Annotated in this window: 13 protein-coding genes; 4 read left to right on the top strand and 9 right to left on the bottom strand. The window is 52.8% G+C overall.

All coding sequences use genetic code 11. The annotated features are described in order from the left end of the window. Positions 1 to 185 precede the first annotated feature (185 nt). The 9 genes from LQ777_RS05635 to LQ777_RS05595 form a co-directional block, all read right to left on the bottom strand. Positions 186 to 2,018, bottom strand: coding sequence for a beta-N-acetylhexosaminidase (locus LQ777_RS05635; protein ID WP_232561543.1), 1,833 nt, complete (start codon positions 2,016 to 2,018; stop codon positions 186 to 188). Between the two features lie 144 nt (positions 2,019 to 2,162). Beyond that, on the bottom strand, positions 2,163 to 3,887 hold the full coding sequence (locus tag LQ777_RS05630; RefSeq protein WP_232561542.1) for an FAD-dependent oxidoreductase: 1,725 nt from the start codon (positions 3,885 to 3,887) through the stop codon (positions 2,163 to 2,165). 46 nt (positions 3,888 to 3,933) lie between these two features. Then, complete coding sequence (locus LQ777_RS05625) at positions 3,934 to 5,628, bottom strand: RagB/SusD family nutrient uptake outer membrane protein (RefSeq protein ID WP_232561541.1); 1,695 nt, start codon at positions 5,626 to 5,628, stop codon at positions 3,934 to 3,936. 4 nt (positions 5,629 to 5,632) lie between these two features. After that, complete coding sequence (locus LQ777_RS05620; protein WP_232561540.1) at positions 5,633 to 8,725, bottom strand: SusC/RagA family TonB-linked outer membrane protein; 3,093 nt, start codon at positions 8,723 to 8,725, stop codon at positions 5,633 to 5,635. Between the two features lie 164 nt (positions 8,726 to 8,889). Then, entirely contained in the window at positions 8,890 to 10,509 is a 1,620-nt protein-coding gene (locus LQ777_RS05615) for a DUF4127 family protein (RefSeq protein WP_232561539.1), read from the bottom strand. 5 nt (positions 10,510 to 10,514) lie between these two features. Continuing rightward, positions 10,515 to 11,771, bottom strand: coding sequence for a sugar MFS transporter (locus tag LQ777_RS05610; RefSeq protein WP_232561538.1), 1,257 nt, complete (start codon positions 11,769 to 11,771; stop codon positions 10,515 to 10,517). Positions 11,772 to 11,776: 5 nt separating this feature from the next. Beyond that, positions 11,777 to 12,970 carry a n-acyl-d-glucosamine 2-epimerase gene (locus LQ777_RS05605; RefSeq protein ID WP_232561537.1) on the bottom strand — a complete coding sequence of 398 codons (1,194 nt, stop codon included), beginning with the start codon at positions 12,968 to 12,970 and terminating at the stop codon, positions 11,777 to 11,779. Between the two features lie 292 nt (positions 12,971 to 13,262). Then, positions 13,263 to 14,468, bottom strand: coding sequence for an ROK family protein (locus LQ777_RS05600; protein WP_232561536.1), 1,206 nt, complete (start codon positions 14,466 to 14,468; stop codon positions 13,263 to 13,265). 112 nt (positions 14,469 to 14,580) lie between these two features. Then, positions 14,581 to 15,324, bottom strand: a complete 744-nt coding sequence (locus tag LQ777_RS05595) for a hypothetical protein (RefSeq protein WP_232561535.1) — start codon at positions 15,322 to 15,324, stop codon at positions 14,581 to 14,583. Between the two features lie 429 nt (positions 15,325 to 15,753). Between LQ777_RS05595 and LQ777_RS05590 the strand changes: the two genes are divergently transcribed. The 4 genes from LQ777_RS05590 to LQ777_RS05575 all read left to right on the top strand — a co-directional run bounded on the left by LQ777_RS05590 (position 15,754) and on the right by LQ777_RS05575 (position 22,680). Beyond that, on the top strand, positions 15,754 to 16,557 hold the full coding sequence (locus LQ777_RS05590; RefSeq protein WP_232561534.1) for a FecR family protein: 804 nt from the start codon (positions 15,754 to 15,756) through the stop codon (positions 16,555 to 16,557). A gap of 61 nt (positions 16,558 to 16,618) precedes the next feature. Beyond that, positions 16,619 to 19,786, top strand: coding sequence for a SusC/RagA family TonB-linked outer membrane protein (locus tag LQ777_RS05585; protein ID WP_232561533.1), 3,168 nt, complete (start codon positions 16,619 to 16,621; stop codon positions 19,784 to 19,786). 79 nt (positions 19,787 to 19,865) lie between these two features. Continuing rightward, entirely contained in the window at positions 19,866 to 21,575 is a 1,710-nt protein-coding gene (locus tag LQ777_RS05580; protein WP_232561532.1) for a RagB/SusD family nutrient uptake outer membrane protein, read from the top strand. 163 nt (positions 21,576 to 21,738) lie between these two features. Further along, positions 21,739 to 22,680 carry a sugar phosphate isomerase/epimerase family protein gene (locus tag LQ777_RS05575; RefSeq protein WP_232561531.1) on the top strand — a complete coding sequence of 314 codons (942 nt, stop codon included), beginning with the start codon at positions 21,739 to 21,741 and terminating at the stop codon, positions 22,678 to 22,680. Positions 22,681 to 22,684: the final 4 nt, after the last annotated feature.

The following is a 22,684-nucleotide window of genomic DNA, read 5'->3' as shown; positions in this document are numbered from 1 at the left end:
GGTGTCCTTCTATGGTGGTGTCGGTTTCTCAAAACCGACACTTCGCGTCAGCAATCTGAGTCGGTTTTGAGAAACCGACACCACCATAGAAGAACATCAGACTGGAGCAAATCCAACAGTTCGGACAATACTAATTTGAGAACCGCAGGGGCGGCCCCGCCGACACCACAACACTCATTTTCGGATTACTGAACGCGCTTTTCCATGTCGGGCAACGTCAGTTCAACCATACGCCCGATGGGTTTACCGTTTCGATACGCCACCACCTTCACCCGATCAGCACCTTTCGGCATCAGGAAAGGCTGGGTGTAGAGCGGAAAATGATCATCGGGAACGGTATTGTCCGTCGAGTAATACAAATACGTGTCGGGCAACTCGTGGCTAAGCATAATTTCCATCATCCCCATCGGGTGCTTTTTCAGCGTAATGATGGGGTTGTAAACGCTGCGGGAATAATTCACGTCCTGCGCATCGAACCGCTTAAAATGTGCTTCCATCCGATTGACGAAGTTGGGCCAGCTTCGTTGGGCTTTCGATGACCACAGCACTTCGGACAAGGCAAACGCGCGCGGCCAAACCATGTACTCGGCATGACGCACGTTCGGTACGTTCTCCGCCCAGAGATTTCCCTGGCCCCCCAGAATCAATTTGGCGTTGATACCGGGTGCTGTTGCACTGTCAGGAATGGGGTCAAATGAGTAGGCTGTGCTTAACCGACTGATGCCATACGTGCTGGGTTCCGCCGACGCTTCGCCCTGATACAGATCGAGGTAGCAAAACTGGTACGGGGTCATGATCACCGGATGCCCCTGCCTGGCCGCTTCGATGCCGCCTTTCATACCCCGCCAGCTCATCACCGTCGCGTCAGGAGCCAAGCCGCCTTCCAGGATTTCGTCCCAGCCGATCAGCTTTTTGCCTTTCGATTGCACGATTTTCTCGACCCGTTTGATGAAATAGCTTTGCAACTCATCGACGTTCTTTAGATTGTTAGCCGCCATTGTCGTTTTGCAGGCATCGCATTTCTCCCAGAATCCTTTGTACGCTTCATCGCCCCCGACATGGATGTAAGGCCCCGGAAACAACTGAGCGATTTCCGTAAACACCTTGTCGATAAACAGATACGTACTGTCGTCGCAGGGGTTCAGCGTGTTGTCTTCCAGCTTGTAAAACTTACCATTGGGAGGCACGACAATTTGTTTTTTTCCGCAGGTTAGATTTGGGTACGCGGCAATGGCCGACATGATATGCCCCGGCATGTCGATTTCCGGTACGATGGTGATGTGCCGTTCCTGCGCATAGCGAACAATTTCGCGAATGTCGTCCTGCGTATAAAAGCCACCGTACGACGGTATTTCACCCGCCTGCGGATTGTCAATATCCCACCAGCGACCGGTTCGGGGTACGCGCCATGCGCCCACTTCGGTGAGTTTGGGCAGGCTGTTGATCTGGATTCGCCAGCCCTGGTCGTCGGTCAGGTGCCAGTGAAAAATGTTGAATTTATACTGCGCCATCTGATCAATGAACCGCTTGACAAACACTTTATCGAAGAAGTGGCGGCTCACATCGAGCATCAGTCCCCGCCAGCCAAACCGGGGCTGGTCGCGGATGTGCAGTGCCGGAACCGACTGATCGCGAAACGATTTACTGACGGGCAACAATTGCCGCATGGTTTGCAGACCGTAAAAAATCCCGGCGGGTTCCGGCGCGGTAAGCGTAATACCGGTCGGCGTCACGAGCAGGTCGTACCCTTCTGGCCCCACACCAGTTACCGGAGCGACGCGAACCGTAATGGCTTTGGTCAGTTTGGGCGCGTCGGAGGCCGGAATGCCGGGCAGATTGTCGATAACCATTTTGCGCACGTCGGCAGCAGGCGTCAGAATAGCCAGTCGGGTCTGGGCGGTAATGGCAAAAGCACCGGTACCGGGTTCGAGCGTTTGGGGTGCCGGAATAAGCGCCGGAATCGACGACTGAGCAGCCGCCGTAAACGCCAATAAAAACAAAGCAATGATTTTGTGCATGTTCAATTACGTTTTTCGACAGGATTCACAGGATTGACAGGATTTTTTCTGTGTATCAGTTACGGTGGATACCCCAGAAAAAATAAATCCTTTTCATCCTGTCAATCCCGTAAATCCTGTCGAAACTCAGACAATAAACGAGCCTTACGGTTTAGGCCAGTGCGTTTCAATTCCCTGCGAGCGGATCAGTTGTTGAAAGCCGCTGAGAAGCGTTTCTTTCTCCCGAACGGCACGCGGCATCACTTTTTTGTCGAGGGAATACGCGACCAGCGACCCGACCGCTTCGCCGATGCTCCACTCAACCGGGTGCAGTCGGTAACAGCCGTTAGTGATATGCGTGGTGCCAATATTTTTGTTGGCCGGAAGCAGGTTGTTCATTCGTTTGGGCAACAGCGCACCCAGCGGAATCTGGAACGGCAACGACCCGAAATCGATGTAGTTATTACCACCCGTGCTCGGGTGCAAATCGATATGGTAGTAGCCAACCCCGACGCTATCGTGAAAATCAGCGGCTGTATTACCCGACTGTTTACCCGTCACCAGCGCCCGGTTTTCGGCTCCGACATGCTCTTCCAAGACCGTAAATACGGCCTTGATCCGCCGGGATTCGCGGATGTACGGGTACTTGGCCAGCCCATCTTCGGTACCCATCAGGTCGCCCCGCAGTCGCAGGCCAGCCCACCCCTGCCCACCATCGGGGCGGGGTGCTTCGGTTTGTAGCCAGTAGAGCAGCGACAGGCTTAGCTGTTTCGCCCGCTCGACGTGCTTTTTAAAATCTTTGTCGCTGGCTCCGATCAGGTTGCCCAACGAATAATCGTTCTGAGGCCAGTTGACGTTTGTGATGTCTCCCGCGTAGGTTCCTGGTTTAAAGTTGGCTTTGCTGATGATCCGGCGGTAGTTCCACAGATTCAGCTTATCGCCCATGCTGATGCCTTCGGGATGAAAACCCAACGCTTTCGGCTCCAGCGTTTTGGGGTTCGAATACGCCAGATCGAGTAGTTTACCCGACCAGGCGGGCGTGACCTTGGGCGAATAGCTGCGCCAGAAATCGTACTCTTTTGGCTTATCGATCACGTGATTAGCACCCGGCACATAGTCCATCGCGAAGCACATCGTAAACGCCTGACAGTTATCTGGGTCGGCTTTTTCGGGTGCATGCAATTCGCGTGTTTCCAGGCGCGATTCGGCTCCGGTTACAAACTCCGTACCCGTCATCGGAAGCAAATCGCCCAGTTCCGTAGCATCGACGAAATACGGGGCCGATAAGATGATTTCATTCCCACTGCGCTGGCTGACGGCTTTCAGGGCGCGAACCGTATCACCACGCACATCGGCCCCCGCAATTTTATGATCGAGTAGCACCGTCAACCGCCCCGAACTACGGTACGGAGCCAGCAATTGTTCCAGAACGGCCAGCGCCACGCGCGGTTCGTGGCAGAGTTTAGACACCGTTCCGTCGCCCGGATTTAGGTATGGCTGGTTTTTGGCGGCTTCGGTCAGTGGGTAATGTTGGCGATAGTAGCTCCGAACGGCGGTTCGAAAATCTCGGTAGAGCCGGGTCGCGCCGTGGGTTTCAATCCAGGGGTGTTCGTCGGGGGGGACGCCCTGCTGCGTTAGTTGCCCACCAATCCAGTCCGTTTCTTCGGTCAAGATAACAGTTAGGTTGTTCCGTAAAGCCGCTAAAGCAGCCGCACACCCCCCCAGTCCGCCCCCGGCAATAACCAGATCGGCCTTGCGCTCGGCCTGACCGCTCTGAAAAAACGTCGGCCCCGCAAGCGGTTGAGCAGTTGCCGCAAAAGTCGGCAATGGAGCCGCCAAAGCAACCCCACCACCGACTGATAAACGTTCAATAAAATTCCGTCGATTCATTCGTCATTCATTCAATGTAATACAGCGCGGCTAAGTAACGCGTCGCTTACCAGCCGGGGTTTTGAGTCAGCAGGTTATTGATGTCGCGCTCGGCCTGCGGAACCGGCAGTAAGGTAAGCTTTGCGTACCAGAAACGATTCTCGCGAACCAACCGCAGGCTTTCACTACCCGTATACACCGGAATGTTGTTCAGATCGTGGACCGCGCTGGTTTTGAACGAAGGAATTGCCGGTACTTTCGTAGGATCTTTGGCAATACCCATCACCTGCTGCGGCATCACGACTTCGGCAATCCCCCACCGGCGAATATCGAACCAGCGAAAGCCTTCCATCGCCAGCTCGGCCACGCGCTCCCGGCGCACCAACTGCCGAAGTTTGTTCTGATCTTTCTGAATCGTTGTTTCTACGACTGGTTGCCCCGCCCGTCGCCGAACCAGGTTCAGCGCATTGATAACCGAATCGTCGATCTGATTTAGTTCAATTTTAGCTTCGGCGTACATCAGCAGAATTTCGGCGTAGCGCATCATGATAAAACCAACCCGCGCCGTAAACGCGTCTTCAGCGGTCATCGTGTATTTGGCGTGGAGCAAGCCAACACCACTTTTGGCGGGTCCGAATGCGTTGTCGAAATCGGCGTTGGTGCTGGTTGCCCATACTCCGCTGGCATTTCTGAACGACGTTGTGTTCTTGTAGATGTCATAAACCAGCGTTCTCAGGTTCATCGAAATGGTGTCGCCGGGAAGCGCTACGGTGTATTTTAACCGAAGATCGCGGTTTTTGCTCGGCGTCGCTGGATTGTACACAGCAGATTCGTCGATCCGTTTGCCGTCTTTTGCTTCGAACATATCGACCAGCCGTTGCTGCGGAAACCGCCCCGACTGCCCACCTGCCGCCCGCGATATACTACCCAGCGGTACGTAGTTGATCGCACTGGCATCCGCGTCGGAGTATAGGATCTGGTACATGATTTCTTTCCCGGCGTTGGTCGTCTGACCGGCGCGGGTGAACAGATCGCCGAAATTCGGATTCAGTCCCAAACCAGCGCCGTCGATGATTTGCTTGGCGGCATCGGCGGCTACCTGATACTCTTTGTTGTAGAGGGCCGTGCGGGCTTTGAAACCCAGCGCCACCGCCTTGCTCATCCGTCCCTGATCGGCAGGAGCCCAGGCTAGTACCGGAATAGCCGCATCCAATTCGCTGTAGATGAACTTAATCACGTCAGCCTGCGGAGCGCGCGTCTGCGAATAAAACTCAGCAGGCAACAACGGTTTTGTGATCAGCGGCACATCGCCAAACATAAACGTCAGGTAAAAATAGGCATAGGCCCGCAGGACCCGCGCTTCGGCTTCGAGTCGATTGTAGGTAGCCGCCGGAACGGTGCTTTTGCCGACGGTCATCCCATCCAGCATGGTATTGGCCCGTTGAACGGTGGTGTACGCCAGCGTCCAGATGTTTTTCGGGTGCGCGTTATAGACGTCGAAATTACCTTCGCCCAGGTCCACGGCCCGCAGCAGCGCAATGTCCGTCCAGCCATCCATGATCGACTGGTAGGGCGTGTTGCCGGTGTTCCAGTACGCCGATTTATAGACCGCGTTGAGGGCCGCATTCATTTCAGTCTGGCTGTTGAAAAACTGACCAGTAGCCGGCGCATCGAGGGGAGCCTGTTCCAGATACTCTTTACAGCCCGAAAACAAGGTCATCGACAGGCATAAGCTCGCTATATACAGGAATCTTTTTTTCATGTCTTTAGAAATTGATGTTCAGACCAACGGTGTACGTTTTCATGATCGGGTAAAATTCGCCACCCGTATCGCGTTGTTCGGGATCGAAGCCGGGAAAGAAATTCGTCCACGTAAGCAGGTTCTGACCACTCACGTACACGCGTGCCGACTTGATTTTCGCTTTGGTAGTCAGGGCGGTAGGCAGCGTGTAACCGACTACCACATTTTTCAGGCGCAGGTAAGCCGCCGACCGTACCCAGAAAGACGACGCCACGTAATTGTTCGGAATACTGTTGACCGTCAGCCGGGGATAAGCCGCGCCCGTGTTGTCGGGCGACCAGTAATCTTTCTGGTACTCGAACATAGTTCCCTGGAAATTAGACGAATAGAACGGCTGAGCCGCAGTGCCCGACAGGTAGTTGTCTTTCTTACCAACCCCCTGGAAGAACGCCGTAAAATCGAAGCCTTTGTACTGCGCCGACAGGTTCAGGCTGTATTCGTAGCGCGGAAAATAATTGCCCAGAATCGTCCGGTCGTAGCTGTCGATTTTGTTATCGGGAACGCCGTTTGGACCGCTGATGTCGCGGTAACGGATATCACCCGCAGCCGAGTTACCGTACTGAAACGGTGCATTTTTCACCTCTTCGGCACTTTGAAACAACCCATCCGCGATGTAGCCGTAGTACGAATCGAGCGCGTAACCTTCCTGCTGAATCGTAGCCCCGTTGATAATCGCTTTACCACCATTGTTGAGCAGCGTGTTTTTCACATCCGACGCATTCAACTGCACCTGATAGCTGAAATCATTAATCTTGTCGCGCCAGCCGATTCCCAATTCCCAACCCATGTTACGCATCGAACCCGAGTTGACGAACGGAGCCGTTAGCCCGACGTATGAAGGTACCGGCACAAGTTGCAGCATATCCACAATGTCGCGCTGGAAGAAATCAGCGGTTACGTTCAGGCGGTTGCGCAGAAAGCTAAAGTCTCCGCCAATGTCCAGAATCTTCGACGTTTCCCAGCGGATATTCGGGTTAGCCGCCGTTGTCAGCGCGTAGCCGGGATTGACGGTATTGTTGAAGTAATAGTTGTAAGCCGTGCCCGAATTGAACAGCGAATACGTCGGGTAATAATCCGTGGTTTGAACACCGTTTATAGTTCGGATGAGGTTCTGGTTACCCAGCGACCCATACGACGCCCGAATCTTGGCTTCGTTGACGACGTTGTTCAGCCCCGACCAGAATTTCTCCTGCGAAAGCCGCCAGCCCGCCGACACCGACGGGAATAGCTGCCACCAGTTGCTTTCCCGGAACCGCGATGAAGCGTCCCAGCGACCGTTTACTTCCAGCAGGTATTTTTCATCGTAGTTGTAATTCAATCGACCGTAGACCGATACCATCGAGAACCGGCTTTCGCCACCGCTTAGCGTCTGGCCCAGTTGATCGCCACTGTCCAGATACGGTCTGTCGGGCGATAGCAGGTTCTGGCGAAACGTGTTAACGAACGAGGTTTTAAAATCTTCCGTACTGAAACCACCCAGCAGCGTAAAGCCGTGTTTGCCGTACGACTTGTTGTAGGTAGCCTGCGCCCGGAACAGGTTCTGAAAGTTCTGCGAATAGTTGTCGCTCAGGGAATTCAACGCTGGCCAGGGACGCGCAAACACCATTGTATTGTTGGCTACATCGGCGTTATAAATGTCATACTGGTCGGTGAATTGCCGGTTGCGGGTCGTGTAGTAATTTGAACTGTAGGTGGCGAGCAACTCCAGACCCGGAATTGGGGTATAGGTCAGCGTGCCTTTGATGATCTGCGAATCCGTCAGGTTCCGGCTGAAACCACCGTCCTGTGCCTGCGCTGCGGGGTTAGCATTGGACCAGCCTTCGCCCCACTGCCCCGTATCGTACCGACCGGGTGTAATGGCCGGAAAGCCGAGCATTTCCCGGATGATGTACTGCGGAGTGTTCTGCCCCGGCCATAAGCGGTTCGACTTGTTCAGCACTAAATCCATCGACGCCGACAGCTTATTGGTAATGGCTACGTCCGTGTTGAAGCGCAGGTCCATCCGCTTGTATTTCGTGTTGGCGGTCAAGCCGTTCTGATCCAGAAAACTACCCGATGCAAACAGTTTGACCCGCTCCCCACCGACCGACACGTTCAGGTTATGGTTCTGCATCAGGCCGTTGTTGGTCAGCACCAGCTTTTTCCAGTCGGTATTGAAAAGCGTCAGGTTATTAGGACCGCTTGCTTCGTAGGCGGCTATCTGTTGGGTAAACGCAGCGGGCAAACCACTGTTTGCCTGGGCAACATCCCAGTATTTCATGTGCTCCAGGCCGTTCACTTTCTGGGGAAGATCAGTTGGCGTCTGTTTGAGCGCGTAGGCGTTGTAGCTCACGTTGACCCCTTTCGCGCCCCGTTTAGTCGTCACCAGCACCACCCCGTTGGCCGCCCGCGATCCGTACACGGCTGCGGCTGCGGCATCTTTCAGGATCGAAATACTGGCAATGTTATTTGGGTCGATGGCATCCAAGCTCATCTCTACGTTATCGACCAGAATCAACGGGTTTTGCCCGGCATTGATCGACCCGACACCCCGAATCCGAATTGATCCGGCATCGCCACCCGGTGCGCCGGATTGCTGGGTGATCGTTACGCCGGGTGCGGCTCCCTGCAACGCCAGCGAAGTAGAGCCAACCTGCCGATTGGTCAGTGATTTGCTTTCGATGACGGCCACCGAGCCCGTTAGGTTTACTTTTTTCTGCGTGCCGTACCCGACAACGACTACTTCGTTCAGCGTTTTGGTATCCTCCGCCAGCGAAACGTCGTACTCACCGGCTCCGTTGAACGGAACTTCCTTGCCCACGGTACCCATGAACGAGAACACCAGCGTACCGCTCTGCTCGTTCAGGCGAAGGGTATAGCGCCCATCGGCATCGGTCGTTGTGCCCATCGTTGTGTTCTTCACCACCACGGTCACCCCCGGCAAAACGGCTCCGTTACCATCCGTAACTTTTCCCCGAATTACCTGGCTCTGGGCAGACACATAAGCCTGTTGGCACAGCGTGATCAGCAAAGCCAGTAGCCAGCTTAAGCGCCATTTCTGCGTAAATAGGTTTTGCATATAGGAATCGATTAGGCGTTAAAAAGAAATAAGAAAGTAGACTACGACAATCGTTTTTGGTTGACTAACAGCACAATCAACGGTAGATAAAGGACGTACCCTAGTGGTCGATCTCACTGAATGAGACCGTCGCAGCTAGATAGGCAAGCCCAATAACTGATGCGTCAGGGCGTCACAGAGCAAGACAGGTCGAAGTCGATCAGGGCTTCAAAGGTGCGGTTCCACGGTAGGTTGAAGCGTAGATTCGTCGGTTTGGTACAGCGAACCACTTGCTGGTAGCTCCCAGGGCGCTTCTGCTCGAAGTTAGTCGCCAGTTCATCGAACGATTGACGCAGCAGGTTCAGGCTGTATTCCTCGACCTGCCGAGTTGTTTCGTCACTCATCAACGTCGAACTCCGGCCCACCTGCCGGGCAAACTGATTGGCTTTCGCCCGGATCAAATTATGAAAATAATAGTCGTCCAGCACCCGATGAATCAGAAACCAGTTCTGCGCCGACCAGATACGACCCGCTGCCGCTGGCTGTTTCAAAAGTTTTGCCTGAGCCAGCGTAAAAATGACGCCCTGCGGCAAAGCGGTCCCGATGGTGTTGCCCGCCGTGTTCCAGGACGCATAACCACTTAGTTCGGGCAGTATATGGCGTTTTTCGAGCGCCATCGTGAAGGTTGTATCGCCCCCCTGCACATCGCCTTTCGGATCGACATCGGCGACAATGACGTGCTTACCTGACCCGATCTTTTGGGCAATTTCGTCGGCAAAGCTTTCGGCCCGCCCTGTTTCGAACCGGGACGCATAGACGTAATACAACACATCCGCATCCTGCTCACGATCAACCTCCTGCGAACCGGTTGCGTTGATGTGATAACTCACCGTTTGGCGCAACGGACGATCTTCGAATGGCATGACGGTGTTGCCTACCTTCTCAGACGAATACACCGCTTTAACTTTCGGAGAGAAATTTGCGTGTTTGTTCAGCGCCCGCGCCAGTAGCAGCATCGACACCTCATCGGCACCAGGTTGGATAGCAATTTTGTCGGTCAATTTTAATCGCTTCGTTTCGGCAATCAGCGTTTCGCGGTCGGCAATGTGAACGCCCTGCGGTTTGGCATCGTCCTGGGTCAGCAACAAGTAATCGATAACACCGCGACGTACCAGGTCAATCGCCTGTTTGTTGATGCGCAGATTACGCGATCGGGCCTGTTTGTAATCGGCTAACCCTTCGGCGGGAATCTCGCGCTCTAGCGTGGCCGTTTCTGTTTTCGATTTGGCGTCGGTCGCTACCGAAATTTCGGCCCAGTGAGCTAGTTTTTCGCGGTAAGCCCCGTTTTTCTGGTCGGCAGTCGGAGCCAGGCGCATCACCACACTTTGCGCATAAATTTTTAAAGCCGGTGCGCGTTTGTGCAGTTCAGCCATAATAGTCAGCCGCTTGATGGCTTCGTCAAACGACACATTGTGCACCCGCGAACCAACCAGGCCACCGTAGGCCAGCATATCGAGCGCTATGATGGCGGCATCGAATGACTTTAGATCCTGCTGCTGTACCCAACTTATTATTTTTTCGGATTGGCCGGGTGTGGTAAATCGACCGAGCAGTTCCATCGGTGGCGTAACAACTTCGGCATCCCCAATGCGGCCCATACGCTGCGTAAACTGAAGGCAGGGCGGACGATCATCGAGCGGAATGAGCAGAATACGGGCGTGAAATGCGGGCGCGGTACCGGCCGAAGCCGGTAGCCATAAGCCCGCAAAAAGTACAAGTACGGTGAGAATTAGGAGACGAGGCATTGGCTTTAGTGGAGTGGTGGGTTTGTGTACGCGTTGGCTTTGTAGCCGTTAATGCCGTAAAACAGGATGTACCCGTAGCAGACAACAGGCAGCATAAAGGCGATCGGCCAGGTAAAGTGATCGATGAGCAAGCCCTGACAAAACGAGACGACCGCGCCACCGGCAATGGCCGTTGAAAGCAAGCCCGATGCCTGGGTGGTAAATTTACCCAGCCCATCGACCGACAGCGAAAAGATAATGGCGAACATGATGGAGTTGCACAAGCCAACGGCAATCATGCTCCAGACGGCGACGTAACCCGTTGTGTTGACCGAAAACAGCACCAGCGCAATGGCGAGTACGGCGCAAACCGTCAGAATCGACGCGGGCCGGATCGTTTTCAGCAGCCCCGCCCCCACGAACCGCCCTACCAGCATACTACCCCAATAGAACGCCACAAAACTGTTCGCTTCGTTTTCGGAGATGCGCAGGGTATCGGCAATGTAATTCGTCAGAAATGTACCGATGGATACTTCGGCCCCGACATAGCAGAACAGTCCTCCGATGCCAAACCGCAGATTCCGAAAAGCAAACACGCTTTTGTCCGGTTCTTCAGCATGGGTATTCAAGTCGGCACTGGCCCGGATCACCGGCAGCTTCAACCGCCAGAGGACCAGCGCGATGCAAGCCAGCAACCCCGCAATGCCCAGATACGGATACCGGACCGCATCACTCGACGCATTGGCTAAAGGAGCCAGGATAAAATAAGCACCGAACAAAGGCGCTACGGTCGTTCCCATCGACCCGACACCCTGAATAAGCGTCAGGCGGGACGACGCCGTTTGAGCCGGTCCCAGTACCGTGATGTACGGATTGGCCGCTACCTGCAACAAAACAATACCGATGGCAATAACAAACAACGCCCCCAGAAACAAGGCGTACAGATGCAGTGCCGATGCCGGAAAAAATAGTAGCGCCCCTACCGCAGCAATCGCAAATCCGAGCACCATACCCGTCTTGTAGCCGACTTTTTCCACGATTTTTCCGGCTGGAATAGACATGATGCCGTAGGTAAGAAAAAAGTAGAACTGAACCAGCGACGACTGCGAATACGTCAGGTTGAACCCTTTCTTGAAAAACGGCACCAGCGTATCGTTCAGGCACGTGATGAACCCCATCATGAAGTACAGCACAGCCAGCGACAGCAGCGCGGGCGTATAGGATTGCTTTGTTTGCCCGACAGGTTCGTCAACCGATACGGTTTGCAGGGGGATGTTTGCCATAGAATCTAATCCTGTAAAAGCGGGTTAGCCTTTTTCTGAGCAATGGCGTCCAGCGTTTTCCAGCACTGGTACAAGCCACGCGGAATGTGAAAACACCCCTTCCATTTACCACCTTTTAGGGGCAAAAGTACGTCGCCCCGGCGGTCGAGGTAGCCGAACCATTCGCCATATTCGGTATCGACAAAATGCGCCCAGGTGTAGGCGTGTACTTTCTCGAACCACGTCCAGCACCGCTCATCGCCCGTATGCAGGTACCCTTTCAGCAAACTAATAATCGTTTCGATGTGTACCCACCACAGCTTCTGGTCCCATTCCAGCTGTTGGGGTGGCGTTCCTTTTACATCCAGGAAGTAAAAAATGCCGCCGTATTGATTGTCCCAGCCGTATTCCAGGATAGTAAGCGTCCGGTCGACCGCTTTTTGGATGAGCTGCTGATCGTTGGAGCGCTCGGCCAGGTCCATAATAAACCACATCGCTTCCAGGCCATGACCGGGATTGATAAGCCGCCCCTCGAAGGAATCGGAGAATGAACCATCAGGCGCAATATTCTCCAGAATCAAGCCCAGATCGGGTCGGTAAAACTCGTCCATCACCGCGTGAATACCCGACGCAATGGTCTGTTCCACCAGTTCAGGAGGCAGCAGCGATTCCATTTCCAGCACCAGATTGCACAGGATCATGGGCAACGCAAAACTTTTGAGCGGTCGCGTTCCGGGATATGCTTTGTTGTAAGGACCTTTCGGATTCTCCTGCCGACGCAGAATGGCGTGAAACGTACTGACCGCAATGTCGCCGTATTCGCTGTTGCCCGTTGCCTTGTACAATTGCCCGAAGGCCATCGCAGCAAAACAGTCCGAAAAAATATTGAACGGCTGAGTCAACGGCAAGCCCTCGCGAGTCAGCGAAAAATACCAGTTACCCTCGGCATCCCGCCCGTATTTTTTCAAAAACTCGGCTCCCTGGATGGCGAAATCAAGCCATTCCTGCTTTTTCTCGACCCGGTTGTAAAGCATCGAAAAGCACCACACCTGACGCCCCTGTAGCCACACGAACTTATCGGTATCGTAAACTGAACCCTCCCGGTCGAGACAGGTAAAAAAGCCGCCAAATTCATTGTCGCCTGAGTGCTTGAGCCAAAACGGGATCACATCATCCAGGAGATTATTCTTGTATAGCTGCTGGTAGTCGTCAAGCTGCATAGTCATATAAAGTAATAAAGTAATCTTCTTTAGTTTATACTATTAGCTTTGATTACTTTTTATTAAAGTTCGCTCAACTTAATAATTGGAATTATTAAGTTGAGCGAATTACAGCATTATATCCGAGTTCAACAAATCAATGAGCTTATTTTTTAACGAATAAGCCAAAAAAGCTTATTCATCCATATAGTTTCGCCGTTGAACCATACACTACTCATAAAATAACCGGATAGAAGAACGGGCAAAATATTCTCCGGAAGGGCGCAGGAGCGAAAAGAAGTAGGAAATCTTCTTAGAGTACAGCAAGGGATCGGTCGCGAACGAGAAGACAGGCACCGATGATTCCCGCATGTTCACCTAACTGGGACAGGGTTAGCCGGGTATCGTTATTGACCAGACTTAGCGAATATTTATTGATAGCGGTCTTGATCGGTAGTTCGATATAATCCTTAGTCGAAGCAAGACTACCGCCCAGAATGACCAGTTCAGGGTTGAATACATTGATCAGGAAAGCAATTCCCCGGCCCAGGCTTTCGCCGACTTTGGCAATTAATTCAATAGCCAGCACATCATCGTGTTTGGCCGCCTGAATAATATCCTCCATCGTTATTGTTTCGGGGTTCCTATCATGCAGTGATAGCACTGATGTTGAGCCTTCCTGCAATTTTTCGCGGAACATCCGCGTGAGCGCCCACCCCGACGCTTCGGTTTCGAGGCACCCTTTTTTGCCGCAATGACAAATGAGTTCATTGTCGAATATAGGAATGTGCCCCAACTCCCCGGCATAACCCGATTTGCCGTAGTACAACTGGCCATTGATTAGAATGCCCACACCAATGCCGTAATCAAGGTTTAGGAATAGAACGTCTTTTTCCTTCGCGACGACACCCGCGCAAAACTCGCCATAAGCCATCGCCCGCGTGTCATTTTCCAGAAAAACCCGGATGCCTACCTTTTTTTCGATGATCTCGCTCAGCGGTTGTTCGTCGAAAAAGAAAAAGCTGTAACTGTAACCGGTTGCGTAGTTGATTCGCCCCGACAGATTCAGTCCGATTCCCAGAATCTTTTCCCGAGGAACGGCTAAGTCCGTGATGAAACGGTTGATATGCTGGCACAACAACTCAAGCGACTCTTCCGTATTGTCGAGTTGGTAGGCCAAATTTTCGGTTACGTTGACCAGGTTCTTCTGCAAATCCAGCAGACCGAGGTTGATGTGGCTCTGCTTGACGTCTACGCCGATAAAAAAGGCTGAGTTTGGAACAACGCCGTACAGATTAGGCTTCCGTCCACCGGTCGATTCGATCTTGCCGTAGTCCTGAACCAGGCCATCGCGCATCAGTTCATTAACAACCGTCGTTACTTTCGGAACGCTAATGGTTAATGCTTTGCTTACCTCAGGAATGATGGCGTTGCCTGCGTTGGCAAAATAGCTGAGGATTGCTCGTTTGAAATGTATGCTTTTGCTGCTGACTCTCGAACCAGCCGAAGACTTACTCATTAGAACCAATACTTCTTTTTCCCAAACTTACTAAGATCTGAGAATAGCTTACGGTTAATTTATGGTTTGCGTAAGCGGTAGACGCTTGCCGGAACCAGTCAATAGCGACCAATCACTTCTTTTTTTGCTTGCGCCGTTGTCGCCACTGTTTGACATCGGCGGTCAGGTTTTCGAGGAAAAAGGACGGGCCAACGGATATGTAAAAACCGGTATAATTGATCTGGCTGGCTGGTATGTCTTTCTTGAGGATAAACCGATATCCCGTCAGTATATTCAAGCCAAACCAGTGAAACGGTCGTAGCCAACGGATGTTGGGAAACTGGTAAGCGGCTGATACGCCCACACCAAGCGGCAGGAAAATACCCCGCGCTACTTCGGAATCCTGCGCCTGTTCGTCATTACGCTCGTAGCGAGAATGACCGTAGCCAAATTCGATCGGTGTACTTATCTCAAACGCTTTCCGTCGAAGCCAGTAACGCTCATAATATACGGTAGCAATGCGCAGATGGCGCGTGACCGACTCGGAGGTATTCGGCAACAGACCAGGCCGGTCGATGTGTTGGTTAATAAAATAAAACCCTGCTCCCGCTTTGAAACTGGCTGATCTTCCCCCCTGAAGTGCCGGTCGTTCATGATTTGGCGGGAACAGAAAGCCAGCCCGTATGCCATAAACACTCACGGGTACCCGCCGACCGTTGTCGTTTCGGGTATCACTGAAAAAGAAAAAACGCTGATCAGTCGAAGCGGTGAACGTCAGCGGGTTCGGTTTGGTGGTTTTCGCGCGGGTAGAATCGTTGAATTCGATGCGCGTTTGGGCAACACTGGAAACTACCAGCGGAGGAGTATGCGTTAACAAAAAAAGCAAACAGATTATCCATATAGAATTGCGTGGACTCATCTGCCGGTTTCGGCATGTAGCGTTCATCATATCTGTAGAAACACCCGTTCGCTCAAAATCTTTCGTTAGAACTGAGGCTGTACGATTGAGCAAACAAATCAAAAAACATAACTGGCTAGCGCCTTAAAGGTTCTAATGACGATTATTGGCGAATAAGTTGATCTACCGAGCCGAAAAATAAAAAGTATAAAACGCTCATTAAACGCGGCTTACGTAGCCAGATCATCGTGAGCGCTTACGATACGTATGACAAACATACTGATCGTCAACTGATTACCGAACGCTATTTTTTCGGAACGAACCAAACACCCCGCTGTTCTATAGAAAACAATAAGTAGAAACCCCTAATGTATTTTCTTTAGTGGGCACTTAGCAGCCATATAAACCGTGTCTCACAAGCCTTATTCAGCCTACACCGCCGAGGAATTTGCTCTCGACGATCTGTTCGTCCGCTGGGTGCAACACCCCAACGACGAAGAGGTGGTGGCTTATTGGCAGGTTTGGTTAGCGCATAACCCGCATTGTGCCGAAACGGTTGAGGTAGCGCGCGAACTGATACAAACCGCTTCACGCGCTGATAGTAGCTCACTCAGTGCCGATGAAGTGTCGTCGGTATGGGGACGTATTCGCGAATCGTTTCAGACGATGGAAGAGGTACGGCCCCTCCAACCGGATGTCCGTGCGGTAATCGGCTGGTGGTATTTTATACGAACAGCGGCCGCTACGCTGGGGGTTGTGTTGCTCATTGGCTGGGCGCTGTGGATTCAGTACGGTCCGGACCAATCGATCAAAACGATCCGAACTACGGCTGGCCCGCCCCGCATCATTGATTTACCCGACGGTTCTACCGTGCGACTTCATGCCAACAGTCAGTTGCGCTACGACCGTCGGGGGTTTTCGCGTCAGTTATCCGAAGAAACGCCCCGAGCCGTTTGGCTGGAAGGGGAAGCCGATTTTTCAGTTATGCACCGGGCCGATACATCGTCGTCCCGACTTTTCCGGGTTCATACGCCCGATCTCACGGTAGAAGCGCTCGGAACAACCTTTCGGGTTCAGCAAGGACCGGAATGTACACGCGTGGCCTTAACCTCCGGGCGTGTCAACTTACTACTCAACCAGCAGAAACCTATCCAGCTCAACCCCGGCGATTCCGTAGAGGTTGCCGCTGGGTCAATACAGACATTGCCTTAGTTGCTTGCCTTTTTTGCCTAGTTCCTATTCCTGAGTTAGTAAACCCTTAATTCCTATTCTAATGTGTAACACAATTACCAATCAGTCCAGGCTGCCTTCACCTGGGCGAGTCTGGCTTCCTCTACTCGGTCTGACAGCAATTACCCTGATTAGCCAGCCAGCGTTCAGCGCTCCCAGGCCAACCCATCCGGCAACGGATAACCCCATGCAGGAGCGCACCGTCACCGGACGGATCCTGTCGGGCGATGACAACAATCCGCTACCGGGTGTCAACGTGGCCGTAAAAGGCACCACGCGCGGCACAACGACCGACGCGCAGGGCACCTACCGGATCAGTATCCCCAATGAAAAAGCAGTCCTCGTATTTTCGTCCGTAGGCTTTATCTCACAGGAGATTACGGTTGGCAATCGCGCATCGGTGGACATCACGCTGACCAGTGACAGCCGCGCTCTGAATGAGGTCGTTGTCGTAGGGTATGGTACGCAGAAAAAAAGCCAGTTGACCGGCGCGATTTCATCAGTCTCAGCGAAGCAAATCACCGAAATGCCCATTACCAACATCGGCCAGGCGATGCAGGGCCGGGTAGCGGGTGTTGACGTGGCGCAGTCGGGAAGCAGACCCGGATCGACACCAACCATCCGAATTCGGGGCCGCCGTTCGTTCAATGCGGGCAATAATCCGCTGTACGTAGTCGATGGGATTCCGCTCACCGGCGACCGGAACGAGCTGTTAGCCAACCGTCCGTTCGGTTTTGTATCGGGTGGTTACGAAGATTTCGACCCGAACGACGTTGCCTCGATGGAAATCCTGAAAGATGCGACATCGACCGCCATTTACGGGGCCAGAGGAGCAAACGGTGTTGTTCTCATATCGACCAAACGGGGTAACAGCAACGGAAAAACAACCATTAGCTATGATGCCTACGGGGGCGTTACCGATCCTCTGGATAAAGTTCATTTGTTTAGCGGCCCTGAATTTACGGAGTACGTACGGGAAGCCTACCGCGCCACGAATCTGTACAATGACGCGAATGGAAAACCGGTACCGACCGGCGTGGGCGATGCTTTTGCGGACTCGAAAGTAGCCGTCTTAGGAGGTGATCCGGCTGTGGCTGCCGGCATTGCGGCCAACCGGAACACCGATTACCAGTCGTTGATTCTCCGCCAGGGCGTTCAGCAAAACCATTCCATTGGTATTCAGGGCGGAACCGAAAAGACGCAGTTCTACATCTCCGCCGGCTATTTTATGGACAAAGGCATTGTTCCGGGCCAGGATTACTCACGGTATTCGCTGCGCGCCAATGTCGACCACCGCATCAACAAGGTGCTCAAAGTGGGTATTTCGTCATACATGATGTATAGTACCCGAAACGGGGCCAACCTGAACCCGTACCGCTTTACGCTCCAGCAGAATCCGTTGGGCAGACCCTACGACGATAACGGGAACCTGATTTTCGCCCCGACAAACGATGCCTTGCTGACGAATCCACTGTATGAAATCATACCGGGAGCCCAAATCGACAACACGAAGAAGTATCGAATTTTCAATAGTGTTTATGCCGAAGCCAATATCATTGACGGCTTAAAATACCGCGTCAACTTTGGGCCTGATTTTTCGGTTTCGCGGGCGGGCCGCTTCGTGGGATCGCTAACCAACGACCGGAAAGGCGGTGACCCGACGGCTGCCAATAATAGCCAGTACGGATTCAATTACACCCTGGAAAACATCCTGACCTACAACAAAACGTTCGGCGATCACAATCTGGGTATAACGGCGCTCCAATCCATTCAGCGCGATAATTTTGAATACAATAACCAGTCCGTACAAGGGGTTCCGGCTGAATCGCAGGAGTTTTACAATACGGGCAATGCCGCTTTGGTGTTGGGCGTAGGCAGTAACCTGATCCAGTGGACGCTCAACTCGTTTATGGGTCGTGTCAATTACGATTACAAGGACAAATACCTGGTGACCGCTACTCTTCGGCGGGATGGATCGAGCCGTTTCGGTGAAAACAGCAAATATGGTAACTTTCCGGGTATCGCTTTGGCCTGGAATATCAATAATGAAGATTTCCTGAAAAACGTCTCCTGGCTCGATCAGTTGAAGCTACGGGTTAGCCGGGGTTCGGTGGGTAATCAGGGTGTTGTACCGTACCAGACGCAGGGCTTGCTGGGTCGTACCGTGTACGCCTTTGGTAACGTTGGCGCGTATGGCTACCGCCCCAGTACGATTGGGAACCCTGACCTGAAGTGGGAAACATCGACTTCATCCAACATCGGGGTGGACTTCAGCCTCTGGCGGGGCCGGGTAGCGGGTTCGATTGAATTCTACCAGACCAACACCACCGACTTACTGCTCTCTGACCAGCTGCCAACCTCTATTGGTTTCAACGCGGTGACGAAAAACGTTGGCGAAACGCGCAACCGGGGAGTAGAAATCAGTGTTTCGACCGTAAACGTTAATTCGAAAAGCGGCTTTAAGTGGACATCCGATCTGGTCTTCACCAAAAACAACGAAGCCATTATCTCGCTGTACAACGGTGCCGTTGATGACCTGGGAAACAAGTGGTTTATCGGCAAGCCGTTGACCGCTTTCTTCGACTACAAAAAGGCGGGTATCTGGCAAACCAGCGAAGCCGATGCGGCTAAATCGTACCAAAGCTCCGTTGGGCAGATTAAAGTGCAGGATACTAACAACGACGGCAAAACGACAGCCGATGACCGCGTATTTCTGGGTTCGGATATCCCCAACTTCAGCGCTGGGATTACCAACCGGTTCAGCTACAAAGGTTTTGATTTGTCGTTCTTCGTCTATGGCCGTTTTGGACAAACCATTTTGAGCGGTTTCCACCGGGACAACAACCAGTTGGCGGGTCGCTATCAGCAGATCAAAGTGGACTATTGGACGCCCAACAACCCGACCAACGAGTTTCCGCAGCCTAAGTCGAACCAGGAGTTCCCCGTCTATAACTCGGCTCTGTTTTACTTCGACGGCACGTTCGTGAAAGTTCGTAACATCAATTTCGGGTATACGTTCTCCTCTCAGTTCACCCAACGGCTGGGTATACAGTCGCTCCGGTTGTTTACCAGTATCCAGCAGCCCTTTATCTTCTCGACTTATCGGTCGAAGTACAACGGCGTTGATCCCGAGACAGCGGATGGTACCATTAACAACGACGTTGTACCAGCTACCCGGATTACCACCTTCGGTTTGAACGTTAAATTCTAAACCCTTGCCTGACTGCGGGTTCAAGTTCACAGCCTGAACAACGCTTTATAGGCTCATAAAACCTTTAGATTCTACAATAATGAAGTCGATACTTTCCGCAAAATCATTCCGTATCCTCGGGCTGGCAACACTCCTGCTGAGTGGTCAGGCCTGCAAGGATATACTGGATGAAAAAGTAATTTCCAGTATTGGTAACGATTACGTGAATACCCCGAAGGGCTTTGAAGATGCCGTCAGGGCATCCTACGCGCCTTTACGGAGCTTTTACGGTACGCAGCAGGGCCTGACCATGACCGAGTACGGTACCGATCTGTACGCAACGGGGGCCGACGGGGGGTACAAAGGCTTTCATTTCTACGATACCCAGCTCAATAGCTTCGTGGATTTTCTGCAAAACGTTTGGGAGGAATTGTACCGGGGTATCAATACCTGCAATTCGGTGATCGAACGGGCTCCGACAGCTACCGTTTCGGACGCAGTGAAAAAACTCCGGGTGGCCGAAGCAAAATTTCTGCGTGCGCACTACTACTTTATTCTTTTACAGCAGTGGGGTGGTGTTGACCTGCGCTTAACGGAAACCCTGGCCCCTACCAAAAAAACCAGCCGGGCTACCGAAGCCGATGTTTACAAGGCGATCCTGTCTGATCTCGAATCGGCGGCACCGGATTTAGACCCTAAGATCAGATCGGCGGATTATGGTCGCGCTACCAAAGCAGCTGCCGAACACCTGCTGGCTCGTGTGTACCTGACCAAAGCGACCTCGTCGGCCAAAGCAGCTGATGATTACGCGAAAGCAGCTACGTATGCCACCAATGTGATCAATAACTACGGGTTTAAATTAGTGTCTGACTTTGCCAACGTATTTGCGCAGGGTGCCGGGGAGATTAGCGACGAGGTCATCTTTGCCGTTCAATACACGTCGGACCCGCTGACCAATGCCTCCACTCCTCCAGTCGCCAATTCGGGAGGTAACACCGGCGGTAATAACCTGCACTTGTTTTTCGGGATGCAGTACGACGTGCAGGCCGGTATGGTTCGGGATATTTTTTACGGACGCCCATTCAAACGCCTGCGCCCGACTGCTTACTGCTTAGAGACGGTTTTCAAAGATCGGGTCAATGATTCCCGCTACAAGAAAACGTTTAGAGATACCTGGTTGAGTAACAATCCCGGTACCTACAACACGGCCTTCGACAACTCGAAAAAGACCGTTACGTTTAAAGCCGGTGACACGGCTATTTACATTCCGGGTGTTGAATGGACGTTGGCACAGCGGGCCGCAAAACCTTATCAGGTACTTGTACCGAGTGCTTACAACGAAGCCTTGTTCCCAACACTGCAAAAATTCTTTGATCCCCTCCGTCCCGACCGGACCTACGAACAAGGCAGCCGCGATTATCTGGCGTTCCGGCTCGCGGAAACGTATCTGATCCTGGCCGAAGCGCAATTGAAGCAAGGCAAAACCACGGAGGCTACTACGGCTATCAACGTGGTTCGTCGCCGGGCGGCCTGGCCGGGCAAAGAGACGGCCATGGAAATAACCTCGGCGCAAATGGACATGGAAATGATCTATCAGGAGCGAGGCCGGGAATTGCTCGGCGAGCAAACGCGGTGGATGGATCTAAAACGCTGGGGCAATCTGGTTGAGCGGGTTAAGCTGTACAATCCTCAGGCAGCTCCTAACGTCCGGGACATCCACAACCTGCGACCTATTCCACAGACGCAGATTGACCGTACCGAAAAGAATGCGGATGGTAGTCCGGGCTTCGCACAGAATCCTGGTTATTAATCGGCAAAACGAATCAGCTAAAAGCGCGAAAAGCAGCTCTATCACCCGCCTTTTCGCGCTTTTAGCTGATTTTATCAGTAGAACAACGCGCGACTGCCCTTATTCAGGAACAGAAAACGATTTAATTTCACGCACCGGTCAATACGGACTATCCTTTCTACGTATGCAGGAGACTGTAAACAGACGGCAGTTTCTCACCACCGCCGGCCTATCGGCAATGGCACTTGCCACGGGTACAACCCGGCTTTTCGCGCAATCAGCACATCCTGAAAAGCTAGGGCTTAAGATTGCTTACTCCGCCATCACCTGGGGCAACACCGACGCGCAGACGCTTCAGGCCATTCAGGATCTGTCGGCGCTAGGTTATAAAGGCATTCAGCTGCGGGCCAATGTTTTTGGCACGTACCGCGCCAAGCCTTCCGAACTAAAAGCGCTGCTCGACAAGAATCGGCTGACGCTGGCGATGTTTTCGAGCGGTAACGTTGAGATCGATCCGGCGAAGGAACAAAGTACCATTGATATGCACGTGGCTCACGCCAGCTTTGTCAAAGCACTCGGCGGCTCTGCGTTTCAGATGACCAATACCCTTCGCCCGAAGGACCGCCAGCCGACGACGGAAGAACTTAAGCGACTCGCGGCTGTCATGAACGAGATTGGCAAGCAAACCGCCGACATGGGCGTTCAGGCAACGTACCACAACCACATGCACCAACTCGGGGAGACACCCGAAGAAGTCGATGTGATCGTGCAGGCGATGAACCCGAAATACTGTAAACTGCTGCTCGACATTGCCCACTACAAACAAGGCGGTGGACAACCCGAAAAAGCGGTTAAACAGTACAAAGACATTATTCACGCCCTGCACCTCAAAGACACGCTGTCGCCCCGTCCCGATAAGCCCGACGATCCGAAAGCCTACAAATTCGTTGAGTTGGGCCGTGGTAACGTCGATGTCCCGGCGGTATTCAAAGCGCTGGACGAGATTAACTTCAAAGGCTGGGGAGTCATTGAACTGGACGGTGTTCCGGAAACTGACAAAACGCCCGCTCAGTGCGCTAGTATTAACAAGGAGTACATCACGAAAACACTACACTATCCGTTGTAACGAC

The organism is Spirosoma oryzicola (assembly GCF_021233055.1).
GTDB lineage: Bacteria > Bacteroidota > Bacteroidia > Cytophagales > Spirosomataceae > Spirosoma > Spirosoma oryzicola.
The sequence above is the reverse complement of the archived record's forward strand: the minus strand, read 5'-3'. Positions and strand labels throughout refer to the sequence as shown.

Bases quoted from the DNA above. Each gene is read 5' to 3' on its own strand.
- LQ777_RS05585 (WP_232561533.1), top strand. From the start codon at position 16,619: ATGTGTAACACAATTACCAATCAGTCCAGGCTGCCTTCACCTGGGCGA.
- LQ777_RS05600 (WP_232561536.1), bottom strand. From the start codon at position 14,468: ATGAGTAAGTCTTCGGCTGGTTCGAGAGTCAGCAGCAAAAGCATACAT.
- LQ777_RS05605 (WP_232561537.1), bottom strand. From the start codon at position 12,970: ATGCAGCTTGACGACTACCAGCAGCTATACAAGAATAATCTCCTGGAT.
- LQ777_RS05580 (WP_232561532.1), top strand. From the start codon at position 19,866: ATGAAGTCGATACTTTCCGCAAAATCATTCCGTATCCTCGGGCTGGCA.
- LQ777_RS05635 (WP_232561543.1), bottom strand. From the start codon at position 2,018: ATGCACAAAATCATTGCTTTGTTTTTATTGGCGTTTACGGCGGCTGCT.
- LQ777_RS05625 (WP_232561541.1), bottom strand. From the start codon at position 5,628: ATGAAAAAAAGATTCCTGTATATAGCGAGCTTATGCCTGTCGATGACC.
- LQ777_RS05620 (WP_232561540.1), bottom strand. From the start codon at position 8,725: ATGCAAAACCTATTTACGCAGAAATGGCGCTTAAGCTGGCTACTGGCT.
- LQ777_RS05610 (WP_232561538.1), bottom strand. From the start codon at position 11,771: ATGGCAAACATCCCCCTGCAAACCGTATCGGTTGACGAACCTGTCGGG.
- LQ777_RS05615 (WP_232561539.1), bottom strand. From the start codon at position 10,509: ATGCCTCGTCTCCTAATTCTCACCGTACTTGTACTTTTTGCGGGCTTA.
- LQ777_RS05575 (WP_232561531.1), top strand. From the start codon at position 21,739: ATGCAGGAGACTGTAAACAGACGGCAGTTTCTCACCACCGCCGGCCTA.
- LQ777_RS05630 (WP_232561542.1), bottom strand. From the start codon at position 3,887: ATGAATCGACGGAATTTTATTGAACGTTTATCAGTCGGTGGTGGGGTT.